We start from the raw sequence: 13,404 nt of genomic DNA on the forward strand, positions 1-13,404 counted from the left end.
AGCTTGAAAGCCAGATTGGCAGCCCCCACCTAGCCGTTAACGCATTAAGGCGAGTTCCTCGCCAGTTTATTCAAAGTATTTGGAGATTCGTCAAATGGGTAAAATCATCGGTATTGACCTGGGTACTACCAACTCCTGCGTCGCTATTCTGGATGGCGACACTGCTCGCGTGATCGAGAACGCAGAAGGCGATCGTACTACTCCGTCCATCATTGCCTATGCCGATGATGGCGAGATCCTGGTTGGTCAGCCGGCCAAGCGTCAGGCCATCACCAACCCGAAAAACACCCTGTTCGCCATCAAGCGTCTGATCGGTCGTCGTTTTGAAGATGAAGAAGTGCAGCGTGACCTGAAAATCATGCCGTACGCCATCGCCAAAGCTGACAACGGTGACGCCTGGGTTGAAGTGAAGGGCAAGAAAATGGCACCGCCGCAGATCTCTGCCGAAGTGCTGAAGAAGATGAAGAAGACCGCTGAAGACTACCTGGGCGAGCCGGTAACCGAAGCCGTTATCACTGTTCCGGCCTACTTCAACGACGCCCAGCGTCAGGCTACCAAGGATGCCGGTCGCATCGCCGGTCTGGATGTAAAACGCATCATCAACGAACCGACTGCTGCTGCATTCGCTTACGGCGTGAACAAGGTCAAGGGCGAGCGCAAGGTTGCCGTATATGACCTGGGTGGCGGTACTTTCGATATCTCCATCATCGAGATCGACGAAGTTGAAGGCGAAACCACCTTCGAAGTACTGGCGACCAACGGTAACACCCACCTGGGTGGTGAAGACTTCGACAACCGCGTCATCAACTATCTGGTAGACGAGTTCAAGCGTGAGCAGGGCATCGACCTGCGCAACGACCAGCTGGCTCTGCAGCGTCTGAAAGATGCCGCCGAAAAAGCCAAGATCGAGCTCTCTTCTGCCCAGCAGACCGACGTCAACCTGCCGTACATCACTGCAGATGCCACCGGTCCGAAGCACATGAACATCAAGGTGACCCGCGCCAAGCTGGAATCCCTGGTAGAAGACATGGTGAAGGACTCTCTGGAGCCGGTTCGTGTCGCCCTGAAAGACTCCGGTCTGGCAGTTGGCGAGATCGACGACGTGATCCTGGTTGGTGGTCAGACCCGTATGCCGCTGGTTCAGAAGACCGTTGCCGAGTTCTTTGGCAAAGAGCCGCGTAAAGACGTTAACCCGGACGAAGCCGTGGCTATGGGTGCTGCCATCCAGGGCGCCGTACTGTCCGGTGACAAGACCGACGTACTGCTGCTGGACGTCACCCCGCTCTCTCTGGGTATCGAAACCATGGGCAGTGTGATGACTGCGCTGATCGAGAAGAACACCACTATCCCGACCAAGAAGTCCCAGGTGTTCTCCACTGCCGAAGACAACCAGTCTGCCGTGACCATTCACGTGCTGCAGGGTGAGCGCAAGCGCGCCAGCGACAACAAGTCTCTGGGCCAGTTCAACCTGGAAGGCATCCGTCCGGCACCGCGTGGTCTGCCGCAGATCGAAGTTACCTTCGACATCGATGCCAACGGTATCCTGCACGTCTCTGCGAAAGACAAAGAGACCAACAAAGAGCAGAAGATCACCATCCAGGCCTCCTCTGGTCTGTCTGATGACGAGATCGAGCGCATGGTACGCGAAGCCGAAGCCAACGCGGCCGAGGACAAGAAGTTTGAAGAGCTGGTACAGGCTCGCAACCAGGCTGATGGTCTGGTCCACTCCGTACGCAAGCAGATCACCGAAGCCGGTGAAGCCCTGCCTGCCGACGACAAGACCAAGATCGAAGCCGCTCTGAGCGAGCTGGAAGCGGCCATCAAGGGTGACGACAAGGCTGCTATCGAAGCCAAACAGCAGGCTCTGCTGGAAGCGTCCCAGAAGCTGATGGAAATTGCCCAGCAGCAGGCTCAGGCCCAGGGTGCAGCCGGTGCTGATGCCGGTCAGTCCTCCTCTTCTGCCAAGGCTGACGACGATGTAGTCGACGCCGAGTTCGAAGAAGTGAAAGACGACAAGAAGTAAGCCCTACCCAGATGGGCGGAGTCCGCTTCGCCCATCGGCTTGGTCAATGAATTCACGGGCGTTGGGTAACCAACGCCCGTCTGCGTAACCACAGGATGAGTATGTCGAAGCGCGATTTCTACGAAGTACTGGGTGTGGCGAAAGATGCCGACGATCGCGAGATCAAGAAGGCGTACAAGCGCCTGGCCATGAAGTATCACCCGGATCGTAACCAGGGTGATGCCGCATCCGAAGAGAAGTTCAAAGAGGTCAAGGAAGCCTACGAGGTCCTGACCGATGCCAACCTGCGTGCCCGTTACGACCAGTATGGCCATGCCGGTGTCGACCCGAGCCAGGGTGGCGGTGGCCACGGTGGCTTTGGCGGCGGTGCCGACTTCGCCGACATGTTTGGTGACGTATTCGGTGACATCTTCGGCGGTGGCCGTGGTGGTGCCCGTCGTGGCCCGGCCCGTGGCTCCGACCTGCGTTACACCATGGAGCTGACGCTGGAAGAGGCGGTACGCGGGGTCTCCAAGGAGATCAAGGTGCCGACCCTGGTTCACTGTGAAGTCTGTAACGGCTCCGGTGCCCACACCGGCAGCAGTGCCCAGACCTGCCCGACCTGCCACGGCTCCGGCCAGGTGCAGATGCGTCAGGGCTTCTTCGCGGTGCAGCAGGCGTGCCCGCACTGTCACGGTCGCGGCAAGATCATCAAGGATCCGTGCCGCAAGTGCCACGGTGAAGGTCGCTACCAGCGCACCAAGACCCTGTCGGTGAAAATTCCGGCGGGCGTCGATACCGGCGATCGCATCCGTCTCTCCGGCGAAGGGGAAGCGGGGGAAGCAGGAGCTCCGGCAGGGGATCTCTACGTACAGGTGCACGTCAAAGAGCACGAGATCTTCGTGCGTGACGGCAACAACCTCTACTGCGAAGTGCCCATCAGCTTCACCGCAGCTGCCCTGGGTGGCGAGATTGAAGTGCCGACCCTGGATGGCCGCGTCAAGCTCAAGGTCACTCCGGAGACCCAGACCGGCAAGATGTTCCGCATGCGCGGCAAGGGCGTGAAGTCAGTGCGCTCTGGTCAGGTAGGGGATCTGATGTGCAAGGTGGTGATCGAAACCCCGGTCAACCTCACCGAGCAGCAGAAAGAGCTGCTGCGCCAGCTGGACGAGTCGTTCAGCGGTGCTGCTGCCAAGACCCACAAGCCGAAATCGGAAGGCTTCTTCGAAGGGGTGAAACGCTTCTTCGACGATCTGACCAGCTGATTTCAGCGACCCGAATAAACAGAGCCGGCCTGTGCTGGCTCTTTTTTTGCCCGTCATTTCGCCAGGATCCGCCCTATTGAGTGGATCCTGATGAGGGATCCTCCTCACAACTCCCGCCAATTCCTGCTGTACAAATGTTATCCCGCTCACACTGTTGCTGAAACGGTTTAGTTGTCGTATTGAGTTAGCTAAATTGGTTTAGCTATGCTCTGGCTGTCGATAACAACAGCGCCCGTTCGGGCCACAGATGACAGGTGAGGAAGATGATGATGTTCAAGAGCAAGTTGGCGCTGGCGGTAGCGCTGGGATTGGGGATGAGCAGTCCGCTGTGGGCGGCGCAGGCGAGTGTTGCAGGTGAGAGTGTCGAGGCCAGACTGGCGGCGCTGGAGGCGCGGGTACAGGCGGCTGAAGCGAGAGCAGAAGCGGCAGAGAGCCGTGCCAGTCAGGCGGAAGTGAAGGCGAGCGCGGCGAGCGAGCAGGCGCAGGTGGCCGACAACCGCAGCCAGAAGGTGGATGAGAAGACCGCTGGTGCCCAGGGCTTCGAGTTTCACGGCTATGCCCGCTCGGGCCTGTTGGTAAACAGTAATGGCAACGGCGGGCGCGGTGGCCCCTACATCACCCCGGCAGGATCCGTGGGCGGGGCTGTCGGTCGCCTTGGCAACGAGGATGACACCTACATGGAGGCCAACCTGCTGAAAACCCAGACCTTCGAGGATGGCAGCTGGGCCCGCTACAAGCTGATGCTGGCGGACGGGGTGGAGACCAGCAACGACTGGACCGCCAGCGATTCGAGCCTCAATACCCGTCAGGTGTTTGCCGAGATCGGCAATCTGGCGAGCTTCTACGGCCCCTTCAAGAATGCGGTACTGTGGGCGGGCAAGCGCTTTGATCGGGATAACTTTGACATCCACTGGCTCGACTCCGACGTGGTGTTCCTGGCTGGTACCGGCGGCGGCGTTTACGACGTGCAGCTGGCCGATAGCTGGAAGGCCAACTTCTCCCTCTATGGCCGGGATTACGGCGACATCAGCGCCAGCGGTCTCTCCGATATCGAGAGCTATATCCTCACCATGAACAACCGGGTCGGTAACTGGCAGTGGATGGTGAACGGTCTCTCGGCCAAGGACAATGACGCCCGCATCAATGACAAGGGGGTGGGCAGCGAGGCGGCGGACAAGGGGGCACACACCCTGCTGGCCTACCACGGCGAGAGCTTCTTCGGCATCAACCCCGGTTTTGCCAAGGCGGCGGTGCTGTACGGTCATGGGTTGGGGGCCGAGGTCAAGGGGCTGGGCTCTGACAGCGAACTGCTGCCGGACGCCGATGCGGTGCGGGTCGCCGTGTTTGGCGCCACCGATCTTAATCCGCGCTGGCGTTTTGCCCCGGCCCTGCTGGCCGAGCAGAGTCAGGATCGCTACGTGAAAGGGGACGAGTACCGTTGGCTCACCTTCAATACCCGGGTGGCGCAGGTGTTGAGCCAGAACGTCGAGCTGGTCTACGAGGCAGCCTGGCAATACATGGATCTCGATCCAAAGGGCTACAAGGGACGCCAGGCGGTGAACGGCAACTTCACCAAGCTCACCTTCGCCCCCACCTTCAAGGCGCAGACCGCCGGTTTCTTCGAGCGGCCCGAGCTGCGGGTGTTCGCCAGCTGGATGGACTGGTCCTCCGAGCTCGACAACTACGCCAGCGACGATGCCATGGGCCAGAGCAACTTCACCGCCGGTGGCGAGTGGAACTTTGGCGTGCAGATGGAAACCTGGTTCTAGTTCGTTATCCCGATCACAAAAATGGCAACCGGTGCCGAGATCTGTTGGTTGGCTAAAACGGTTTAGCTGATAATGCCAGCCAACAGAACAGAGTTCGGGTTTGACCGTGGATCCGATGCAGCAGTGGAGTAGCAAGGTGACGAATCGTGTGTGGGTAATGGGGGATGCGGTGGTGGACTTGATCCCGGAAGGGGCGTTGCACTACCTCAAGTGTCCGGGTGGTGCGCCCGCCAATGTGGCGGTCGGCGTGGCACGGCTCGGTGGTGATGCGGCCTTTATCGGCCGGGTCGGTGCTGACCCGTTCGGCCGCTTTATGGCCGACACCCTGAGCGGGGAGGGGGTGGATATCGGTGCACTGTGGCTCGATCCTGACCATCGCACCTCTACCGTGCTGGTAGAACTGGATGACGAGGGGGAGCGCAGCTTCACCTTTATGGTGCGCCCCAGTGCCGACCAGTTCCTCACCCCGGATGAGTTGCCCCGCTTCGATGCCGATCAGTGGTTGCTCACCTGCTCCATCGCGCTCGCCAACGAGCCGGTGCGCACCAGTTGCCTGCAGGCCATGGCGGCCATCAAGACGGCAGGCGGGCGGGTTTGCTTCGACCCCAACCTGCGCCCCGAGGTGTGGGGCAACCCCGCCGAGATGCTGCCGTTGGTGCGTCATGCCATTGCGCAGGCGGATGTGGTCAAGCTCTCCATTGAGGAGCTGCAACTGCTGAGCGGTGAGGACGATCTGGTCGCCGGGCTTGCAACTCTCTCTGGCCCGGCGCTGGTGCTGGTGACCCGGGGGGCGGCCGGTGTGGTGGCCCGTTTGGGTGGCGAGCTGCTGGAGTGGGTGGGGCAGAAAGTGACGCCCATCGACACCACGGGGGCGGGGGATGCCTTCGTCGCCGGTCTGCTGGTGGCGCTGGCCGGGCGCTCGTTGCTGCCGACTCTGGCCGAGCTACCCGCCATCCTGGCTCAGGCCCACGGCTGCGGGGCGCTCGCCACCACCGCCAAGGGGGCGATGACGGCGCTGCCGACCCGCTCCGAACTGGATGCCTTTTTGCGATCAAGCGCAAGCGGCTGTTGAGCTGCGGCTAGAAGCCCGGCTCGACAGCCCCTACTCTCATGTGACAAGGGCCCGCCAGCGTGGCGGGTCATAAGAGGAAGAATATGAATATCAGTGCGATAGCCAAGGATCTGGTGCCCCTGCTCGGGGGCAAGGAGAATATCGTCAGCGCTGCCCACTGCGCCACCCGGCTGCGGTTGGTGCTGGCCGATGACAGCAAGGTAAACAAGGCCGCCATCGACAAGCTGGAGGGGGTTAAGGGGTGCTTTAGCAACGCGGGCCAAATTCAGGTGATCTTCGGCACCGGTCTGGTCAACAAGGTCTATGCGGAGTTTGTGGCGCTGACCGGTACCGGCACCGCCAGCAAGGCGGAGCTGACCGACATGGCGGCGGCCAAGCTCAACGTAGCCCAGCGGTTGGCGCGAACCCTCTCCAACATCTTCGTGCCGATCATCCCGGCCATCGTCGCCTCGGGCCTGCTGATGGGGCTGCTCGGCATGGTGCGCACCTACGGCTGGGCCAATGCCGACAGCGCTCTGTTTGTGATGCTCGACATGTTCAGCTCGGCGGCATTTATCATATTGCCCATTCTGATCGGCTTTACGGCAGCACGTGAGTTTGGCGGCAATCCGTACCTCGGGGCGACCCTTGGCGGCATCCTCACCCACCCGGCGCTAACCAACGCCTGGGGCGTGGCCGGTGGCTTCAAGACCATGGATTTCTTCGGGCTCGATGTCGCCATGATCGGCTATCAGGGCACCGTCTTCCCGGTGCTCTTGGCGGTCTGGTTTATGTCCCATCTGGAGAAACAGCTGCGCAAGCGCATTCCGGATGCGCTGGATCTGATCCTCACCCCGTTTCTCACCGTCATCATCACCGGTTTCGTGGCGCTGCTCTTTATCGGCCCGGCTGGGCGGGTGCTGGGGGATGGCATCTCGTTCGGTCTGAGCGCCCTCTATGAGCAGGCGGGCTGGCTGGCGGGGCTGGTATTTGGCGGCACTTACTCGCTTATCGTCATCACCGGCATCCATCACAGCTTCCACGCCATCGAGGCGGGGCTGCTGGCCAATCCGCAAATTGGCGTCAACTTCCTGCTGCCCATCTGGGCCATGGCCAACGTGGCACAGGGCGGGGCTTGCCTCGCGGTCTATTTCAAGACCCGCGATGTGAAGATCAAGGCCATTACCGTGCCGGCGGCCATGTCCTGCCTGCTGGGTATCACGGAAGCGGCGATCTTCGGCGTCAACCTGCGCTACATCAAACCCTTCCTCGCCGGTCTGTTTGGCGGGGCCTGCGGCGGCGCCTACGTGGTGGCGGCCAAGGTGGGGATGACGGCGGTAGGGCTGACCGGTATTCCCGGCATGGCCATCGTCCAGCCCATGAGCCTTATTCACTACATCATCGGGCTGGTGATCGCCTTTGGTGCCGCCTTCGCCGCATCCTACCTGCTCAAGTACAAGGTGGAGTGATGAAGGAAAGCGATCTTCTCAACCAGATTGTCCGGTCGCTGCTGGCCGGACAGCTCAAGGCGGCGGCCGATCCCCATCGGCCCCGCTGGCATCTGGCAGCCCCGGTGGGGCTGCTCAACGATCCCAACGGCTTTATCGAGCATGACGGGCGCTACCACCTTTTCTACCAGTGGAATCCGCTGGGCTGCGAGCACCGCAACAAGGGTTGGGGCCATGTCACCTCCACCGATCTGCTGCATTGGCACCACGAGCCGGTGGCGCTCTTGCCCACCGAAGCCTATGAGAGCCACGGCTGCTATTCGGGCTCGGCGGTGAGCGATGAGCAGGGGCGTTTGACCCTTATCTACACCGGCAATGTCAAATACCCGGATGGCAGCCGCACCGCCTATCAGTGTCTGGCCCGCGCCGACAGTGAGGGAGGCTTCGAGAAGCTGGGGCCCGTTCTGGACCTGCCCGCAGGCTACAGCGGCCACGTGCGCGACCCCAAGGTGTGGCACGACGGCCTGCAGTGGCTGATGGTGCTGGGCGCGCGCACCCTGGATGACAAGGGGGAAGTGCTGCTCTATCGCGGCGACACCCTGCAAAGCTGGCAGCGGGTGGGCCCCATCGCCGGTAGCGGACATGGCGGTCTCGGTGAGTTTGGCTATATGTGGGAGTGCCCGGATCTCTTCCCGCTGGGGGAGAGTCATGTGCTGATCAGCTGCCCGCAGGGGATTGCCCCGGCAGGCGAGGATTATCGCAACCTCTACCAGTGCGGCTGGCTTTCTGGCAACTTCGACGGCGAGCGTTTCGAGCACGGGGCTTTCCACGAGCTGGACCGGGGCTTCGAGTTCTATGCGCCGCAAACTACCCTGGACACTCAGGGTCGCCGCCTCCTGTTTGGCTGGCTGGGGCTGCCGGAGGAGAACGAGATGAGCCAACCCACTATCCCCTATGGCTGGATCCATCAGATGAGCTGCCCGCGGGAGCTATTCTGGCAGGATGAGTGGCTCTGCCAGCGGCCTGTGGCGGAGCTTGCGGCATTGAAGGGAGAGTTGACCCGCTTCGAGGGGACGCTCGGCGAGTTTCCGGGGCTGGCCATCGACTCGGCCTGGCTCGATCTGGATCTCTGCGGTGAGGGGAGCCTCTGGTTCGGTGCCGTGGCCGAGCTGGTGTGGCAGCCGGGGCGCATCACCTTGCGGCGCCAGAACTGGCAGAGCGGGGCGTGGGAGACTCGCAGCAGCCCATGGGCTGGCGGGCGGATCACCGTCCTGTGTGATCGCTCCAGTCTGGAGTGCTTCATCGATGAGGGGCGACACAGCCTGTCGGCGCGCTACTTCCCCGGAGAAAAGCCGCAACTTTCATCAGGTAACGGCGATGATGGCAGCAAAATTTGCCTCAATCACTGGCCGCTGTCGGCGTGCCTAGTACAATAGCCCGGTTCTAGTCAGCCGGGAGGCCAGGTGGAGAAGAAGAAACGGATCACGATTGCCCAGATCGCCGAACTGGCGGGGGTGTCCAAGGCGACCGCCAGTCTGGTGCTCAACGGGAAGAGTGCGGAGTACCGGATTGCCGACGATACCCGCAAGCGTATTCAGGCGGTGGCGGAGGAGTGTCACTACCTGCCGAGCTTTCACGCCCGCTCCCTGCGCGAGACCCGCAGCTACACCTGGGGGCTGGTGATCCCCGATCTCACCAACTTCGGTTTTGCCCGCATCGCCCGTGCCCTCGAGACCCACTGCCGGGAGGCGGGCATCCAGTTGCTGATCGCCTGCTCCGAAGATGATCCCGCCCTCGAGCAGCGGGTGGTGGATAACCTGATCAGCCGTCAGGTGGATGGGCTGATTGTCGCCTCCAGTGGCCACAGTGATGACATCTATGCCCGTATCCACGATCGTCTGCCGGTAGTGCAGCTCGACCGCCATATCGGCGAGTCGCGCCTGCCCATGGTGATTTCGGATGCCTGCAAGGCCACCGCAGAACTGGTGCGGGACATGGCCAGCGAGTGCGGCGAGGAGATCTACTACTTCGGCGGCCTGCTGGATCTCTCCCCCAGCCGTCACCGGCTGGCGGGCTATGAGCTGGGGCTCCATCGCGCCGGTTTTGAAGCCGATGCAGCCCGGGTACGCCATCGTGACTATCAGCCGAGCTCCGGTTATCAGCTGATGGCCGAGCTGGTGGCCGAGCTGGGAGCGCCCCCCAAGGGGCTCTTTACCGCCTCCTTTACCCTGCTGGAAGGGGTGCTACGTTACCTCAACGAGGCGGGGTTGATGGAGACGGGGATGCGGCTGTGTACCTTCGATGATCACGACCTGCTCGACTGCATTCCTATGCGCATCGACTCGGTTGCGCAGGATTGTCCGGCGCTGGCCCACGCCGCTTTCGAGCTGATGCAGCAACTGATTGCGGGTAATCCCCCTGCGCAGACTGCCCAGGTGATCGCCCCCAAGGTGCGCTGGCGCAGTCGTCGCTAGCCACTCTTCGCTCATCCATATGAGAAAGCCCCGCCATTGCTGGCGGGGCTTTTTGCCGTTGGTTGATGGAGCCATTCCTCTGACCGACAACTCAATCCGTGGTGCTGGCGCGCCAGAATATCTGCTTGATATGGGGATGAATGCCGAGTTTCACCATCAGGGCGTCGAGCTCATCACCATCGATGGAGGTAGCCAGCAGCACTGCCGAGATCTCCAGATCCCTCTCGCCAAATGGCTCGATGTCGAGCTCGCTCATGGGATAGTTGGCCTGCTCCAGCATCTCTTCGAGCCAGTGCAGCACCTCCTTTTGATGCTCACGGGGGGTCAGGGCTGTCACCTTGTAGGTGACTTCTGTGTCCAGATTGTCTACCGGGCGACGGTTGATCTGATTGACCAGCGGTCTCAGCAGGGTGTTGGCGGCCAGCACGAACAGGGCACCCAGAATGGCCTCCATGGCGAGCCCGGCGCCACAGGCGGCGCCGACCGCTGCCACGCCCCACAGGGTGGCGGCGGTGTTGATGCCGCGGATATTGCCCGACTCGCGCATGATGACGCCGGCGCCGAGAAAGCCGATGCCGGAGACAATATAGGCCACCACATGGACCACGTTGTAGTTGCCGCCGTGCAGGTCATAGATTCGCTGGGCTAGGCTGACGAACAGGGCTGCTCCCACTGCGACCAGCACGTTGGTGCGCAGGCCCGCGGTACGTTGGCGGTACTGGCGCTCCAGCCCGACCAGACTGCCGAGCACAAAGGCGAGCAGCAGGCTGGCCAGAGTGTCGAGCAGTGAGAGCATGTCTAGTTGTTGCCACATCTTCATGGCGTACTCCTTCTTATGAAAGCTGGCTTGGCACAATCCATGATGAAACGCCGGGTGGCGGATGGATCAGAGGGGGATTGAGCGGATGGCCAGCAGAAAAACGCAGCGTCCCGGGTTTAGCTTCCGGGGCGCGAGCATCATCAGATGCCCTGACGCTCGGAGAGGACGCAACAAGTGGGGCCAGCGTGGCTGGCCCCTTGAACGGTCGTTAGTGCAGCAGGATGCGCGTCAGTTGAGTTCGGGAGTCGTGTCGATGCGCGGACGCAGCTCCCAGCGCACAGGATGCGCTACTCCGACCTGATGAACAAACTGCACCAGATAGCGGCGCTGGGGTGGAGTGCAGTGCACATTGAGCACCAGCTCTCGCCCGCCGCCGCGACCCGGTTTCATCGATTGCATCGGTTGCAGTCCGGCCGGTTGCAGGGTGTGGCTCACCATATCCAGCACTTGCTCCATATCGGCGCGATCCTCGCAGCGGATCTGCAGCCTATAGTGGTGCTGGCGCGGTTTGCCGCCCAGCCAGCGTGGCAACATGCCGCGCCCCAGCTTGCTCAGCAGGGGGTGAGCCCGGGGTGCAACAGAACCTGTTGCGACCGCGCGATCCGCAGCCGGTTTGATTGAGATAAAACGCATAGCAGCCTCCTTGTGGGAAGCAGAAACTATGCAGGCAAGGTGTCATGGCAAAGCCAGACCACCTGACGTCAAGTGTAAAAAGGGAGAAGAGGGGAGTGGATTTCCGCTTCTCGCAGGGTTGCGAGCATACGGCAGAGAAAGACCTGCGGCTAGCTCGCGACCTTGGTACCGACGATGAGGGTCGGTCTACAACTGTCACTTGATGAGTTGCCCACTGATGGTCTCCGCTGTGTTAAGAACGGCAAAATGGTACTCATCCAGAGCGGTGAGGTAAAGCCTTATCGACCTTCCAGCAACATTTAGATACAAGTTTGTCAATAATGGGGCCGACTGGCTACCTCCATAAGCATCAGGGAGCGACGATAGCCATCGCCGCGCGATGACGCCCCGCTAGCAGGACCGCCCCTGTCTTGCGCGACCTGTTACTTCAGCCCCAGGCGCTTGAGGAGCATGGCGGCCGGACAGAAACCGGTGAATGCGCTCTGGATCAGGTTGACCCCGACAAAAGCGCTCAACCAGACAAAGCCCGGATGAACCCAGGTGGTAAGGATCAGCGAGAGCAGCAACATGCAACCCGCGACGATTCTGACTCCGTTATCTACTGTCATGGTCTTTCTCCTTATCTACTTTAGATATTGCTAATTTAGGGTTGTTTTATACAATAGAACAAATATCAGCAATTGCTAATTTACTCTTATGAGCCAATTCGACGAGATGAACAGACATGCGACAGCCGCCGCCTCCCTGCTCAAGGCGTTGGCTCATCCCGAACGCCTGATGGTGCTCTGCCAGCTGGTGGAGGGGGAGAAGGGGGTCGGGGAGCTGCTGGCCCATAGCCAACTTGGGCAGTCGGCCTTCTCCCAGCAACTTTCGGTATTGAAGCGCTACGGCCTTATCCGTTCGCGCAAGGTCTCCCAGCAGATCTACTACTCGCTGGTGAGCGAGGCGGCGGCCGATGTACTGGGAGCGTTGCAAACCCATTTTTGTCACTCGGAAAATAAGGAATCTTGATGATGGAAAGCCAATGGCTGCTCTCTTTGGGCGGTGGCATGCTGGCGGGGCTGTCGGCCCTGATCCTGATGTTGTTCAACGGCCGGGTGGCCGGGATCAGCGGCATTTTGGCCGGCGCGCTGCAACACAGTGCACCGTGGCGGGTGCTGTTTCTGCTGGGGCTGGGGGCGGGCGCCTGGTTGGCGCTGACTCTGGGTTGGGCCACCATGCCCGCATTCACCACCTTGCCCGGCTGGCCTGTAGTGCTGCTGGCCGGTCTGCTGGTCGGCATCGGTACCCGTCTTGGCAATGGCTGCACCAGCGGCCACGGCATCTGTGGCATGGGGCGGCTCTCCCTGCGCTCCATCGTCGCCACCCTGACCTTTATGGCGGCTGGCTTTATCACCGTCTTCGTCACTCATCATCTGCTGTAAGGGGCTGATCGCCATGAAGTTGCTGACAAGTTTGTTTGCGGGTGTGTTGTTCGGACTGGGGATGGCCATCTCCGGCATGATGGATCCCGCCCGGGTCACCGGTTTTCTCGATCTGGCCGGGGCCTGGGATCCCAGCCTCGCCTTCGTGATGGGAGGGGCCCTGCTGGTCTTTATGCCGGGTTATTTTCTGCTGGTGAAACCCCGTCGCCAGAGTGTGCTGGGTGAGCCCATCGTCGCCGTACCAGCCCCTCGGCTGGATCGCCGTCTGATCGGCGGGGCCGCGCTGTTTGGCATCGGCTGGGGATTGGTGGGTATCTGCCCGGGGCCTGCTCTGAGTCTCATTTCCAGCGGGCAGCCCATGATAATGTTGTTTATAGCGGCCATGGTGGCCGGGATCTTGCTGTTTGACAGAGGGCTGGCCAGGGTGCTGACCAAGGCGCCAGCTCGGGGAAAGGATAAGGTGCGCCAGTCCCATACCGCCTGATCCCGTGAAGTGACTGATGATGCCAGGGAAGGAG

13 protein-coding genes are annotated in these 13,404 nt (G+C 61.2%); 10 read left to right on the forward strand and 3 right to left on the reverse strand.

Annotated features, from left to right (window positions below; genetic code table 11):
• Window positions 1-94 precede the first annotated feature (94 nt).
• The 7 genes from dnaK to G5221_RS14480 all read left to right on the forward strand — a co-directional run bounded on the left by dnaK (window position 95) and on the right by G5221_RS14480 (window position 10,009).
• Window positions 95-2,023 carry a molecular chaperone DnaK gene (gene dnaK / locus G5221_RS14450; protein WP_005338034.1) on the forward strand — a complete coding sequence of 643 codons (1,929 nt, stop codon included), beginning with the start codon at window positions 95-97 and terminating at the stop codon, window positions 2,021-2,023.
• Between the two features lie 101 nt (window positions 2,024-2,124).
• Window positions 2,125-3,267, forward strand: a complete 1,143-nt coding sequence (gene dnaJ / locus G5221_RS14455) for a molecular chaperone DnaJ (RefSeq protein WP_005338032.1) — start codon at window positions 2,125-2,127, stop codon at window positions 3,265-3,267.
• 263 nt (window positions 3,268-3,530) lie between these two features.
• Window positions 3,531-5,036, forward strand: a complete 1,506-nt coding sequence (locus tag G5221_RS14460) for a carbohydrate porin (protein WP_421263472.1) — start codon at window positions 3,531-3,533, stop codon at window positions 5,034-5,036.
• A gap of 115 nt (window positions 5,037-5,151) precedes the next feature.
• Window positions 5,152-6,108, forward strand: coding sequence for an aminoimidazole riboside kinase (locus G5221_RS14465; protein WP_421263473.1), 957 nt, complete (start codon window positions 5,152-5,154; stop codon window positions 6,106-6,108).
• An 83-nt stretch (window positions 6,109-6,191) separates the two neighbouring features.
• Window positions 6,192-7,556 (forward strand): sucrose-specific PTS transporter subunit IIBC, encoded by a 1,365-nt coding sequence (locus G5221_RS14470; protein ID WP_043818633.1) that lies wholly within the window; start codon window positions 6,192-6,194, stop codon window positions 7,554-7,556.
• On the forward strand, window positions 7,556-8,971 hold the full coding sequence (locus tag G5221_RS14475) for a glycoside hydrolase family 32 protein (protein ID WP_421263474.1): 1,416 nt from the start codon (window positions 7,556-7,558) through the stop codon (window positions 8,969-8,971). The genes G5221_RS14470 and G5221_RS14475 overlap by 1 nt, the downstream gene beginning before the upstream one ends.
• 27 nt (window positions 8,972-8,998) lie before the next feature.
• Window positions 8,999-10,009: a substrate-binding domain-containing protein gene (locus tag G5221_RS14480; protein ID WP_421251131.1), complete on the forward strand. Its 1,011-nt coding sequence runs from the start codon at window positions 8,999-9,001 to the stop codon at window positions 10,007-10,009.
• 91 nt (window positions 10,010-10,100) lie between these two features.
• Here G5221_RS14480 and G5221_RS14485 read toward each other — a convergent pair whose 3' ends face one another.
• The 3 genes from G5221_RS14485 to G5221_RS14495 all read right to left on the reverse strand — a co-directional run bounded on the left by G5221_RS14485 (window position 10,101) and on the right by G5221_RS14495 (window position 12,070).
• On the reverse strand, window positions 10,101-10,829 hold the full coding sequence (locus G5221_RS14485) for an MgtC/SapB family protein (protein ID WP_201990472.1): 729 nt from the start codon (window positions 10,827-10,829) through the stop codon (window positions 10,101-10,103).
• A 228-nt stretch (window positions 10,830-11,057) separates the two neighbouring features.
• Entirely contained in the window at window positions 11,058-11,462 is a 405-nt protein-coding gene (locus tag G5221_RS14490) for a hypothetical protein (protein WP_421251130.1), read from the reverse strand.
• Between the two features lie 422 nt (window positions 11,463-11,884).
• The gene (locus tag G5221_RS14495) at window positions 11,885-12,070 is read right to left on the reverse strand and encodes a YgaP family membrane protein (protein ID WP_201990468.1); all 186 of its coding nucleotides are present in this window, start codon (window positions 12,068-12,070) and stop codon (window positions 11,885-11,887) included.
• An 88-nt stretch (window positions 12,071-12,158) separates the two neighbouring features.
• Between G5221_RS14495 and G5221_RS14500 the strand changes: the two genes are divergently transcribed.
• Genes G5221_RS14500 through G5221_RS14510 form a run of 3 tightly spaced genes read left to right on the forward strand, consistent with a single transcriptional unit; the run spans window position 12,159 to window position 13,370 of the window.
• Window positions 12,159-12,473, forward strand: coding sequence for an ArsR/SmtB family transcription factor (locus G5221_RS14500; protein ID WP_005338008.1), 315 nt, complete (start codon window positions 12,159-12,161; stop codon window positions 12,471-12,473).
• The gene (locus tag G5221_RS14505) at window positions 12,473-12,886 is read left to right on the forward strand and encodes a YeeE/YedE family protein (RefSeq protein ID WP_194495910.1); all 414 of its coding nucleotides are present in this window, start codon (window positions 12,473-12,475) and stop codon (window positions 12,884-12,886) included. The genes G5221_RS14500 and G5221_RS14505 overlap by 1 nt, the downstream gene beginning before the upstream one ends.
• Window positions 12,887-12,899: 13 nt before the next feature.
• Complete coding sequence (locus tag G5221_RS14510) at window positions 12,900-13,370, forward strand: DUF6691 family protein (protein WP_421251128.1); 471 nt, start codon at window positions 12,900-12,902, stop codon at window positions 13,368-13,370.
• The last annotated feature ends 34 nt before the right edge of the window (window positions 13,371-13,404 follow it).

This window comes from Aeromonas sp. 602200 (assembly GCF_049173895.1).
Taxonomy (GTDB): domain Bacteria; phylum Pseudomonadota; class Gammaproteobacteria; order Enterobacterales; family Aeromonadaceae; genus Aeromonas; species Aeromonas veronii_A.

Excerpts from the sequence above, each read along its gene's own strand:
- dnaK (WP_005338034.1), top strand. The coding sequence starts at position 95 with ATGGGTAAAATCATCGGTATTGACCTGGGTACTACCAACTCCTGCGTC.
- dnaJ (WP_005338032.1), top strand. The coding sequence starts at position 2,125 with ATGTCGAAGCGCGATTTCTACGAAGTACTGGGTGTGGCGAAAGATGCC.
- G5221_RS14460 (WP_421263472.1), top strand. The coding sequence starts at position 3,531 with ATGATGATGTTCAAGAGCAAGTTGGCGCTGGCGGTAGCGCTGGGATTG.
- G5221_RS14465 (WP_421263473.1), top strand. The coding sequence starts at position 5,152 with ATGCAGCAGTGGAGTAGCAAGGTGACGAATCGTGTGTGGGTAATGGGG.
- G5221_RS14470 (WP_043818633.1), top strand. The coding sequence starts at position 6,192 with ATGAATATCAGTGCGATAGCCAAGGATCTGGTGCCCCTGCTCGGGGGC.
- G5221_RS14475 (WP_421263474.1), top strand. The coding sequence starts at position 7,556 with ATGAAGGAAAGCGATCTTCTCAACCAGATTGTCCGGTCGCTGCTGGCC.
- G5221_RS14485 (WP_201990472.1), bottom strand. The coding sequence starts at position 10,829 with ATGAAGATGTGGCAACAACTAGACATGCTCTCACTGCTCGACACTCTG.
- G5221_RS14490 (WP_421251130.1), bottom strand. The coding sequence starts at position 11,462 with ATGCGTTTTATCTCAATCAAACCGGCTGCGGATCGCGCGGTCGCAACA.
- G5221_RS14495 (WP_201990468.1), bottom strand. The coding sequence starts at position 12,070 with ATGACAGTAGATAACGGAGTCAGAATCGTCGCGGGTTGCATGTTGCTG.
- G5221_RS14500 (WP_005338008.1), top strand. The coding sequence starts at position 12,159 with ATGAGCCAATTCGACGAGATGAACAGACATGCGACAGCCGCCGCCTCC.
- G5221_RS14505 (WP_194495910.1), top strand. The coding sequence starts at position 12,473 with ATGATGGAAAGCCAATGGCTGCTCTCTTTGGGCGGTGGCATGCTGGCG.
- G5221_RS14510 (WP_421251128.1), top strand. The coding sequence starts at position 12,900 with ATGAAGTTGCTGACAAGTTTGTTTGCGGGTGTGTTGTTCGGACTGGGG.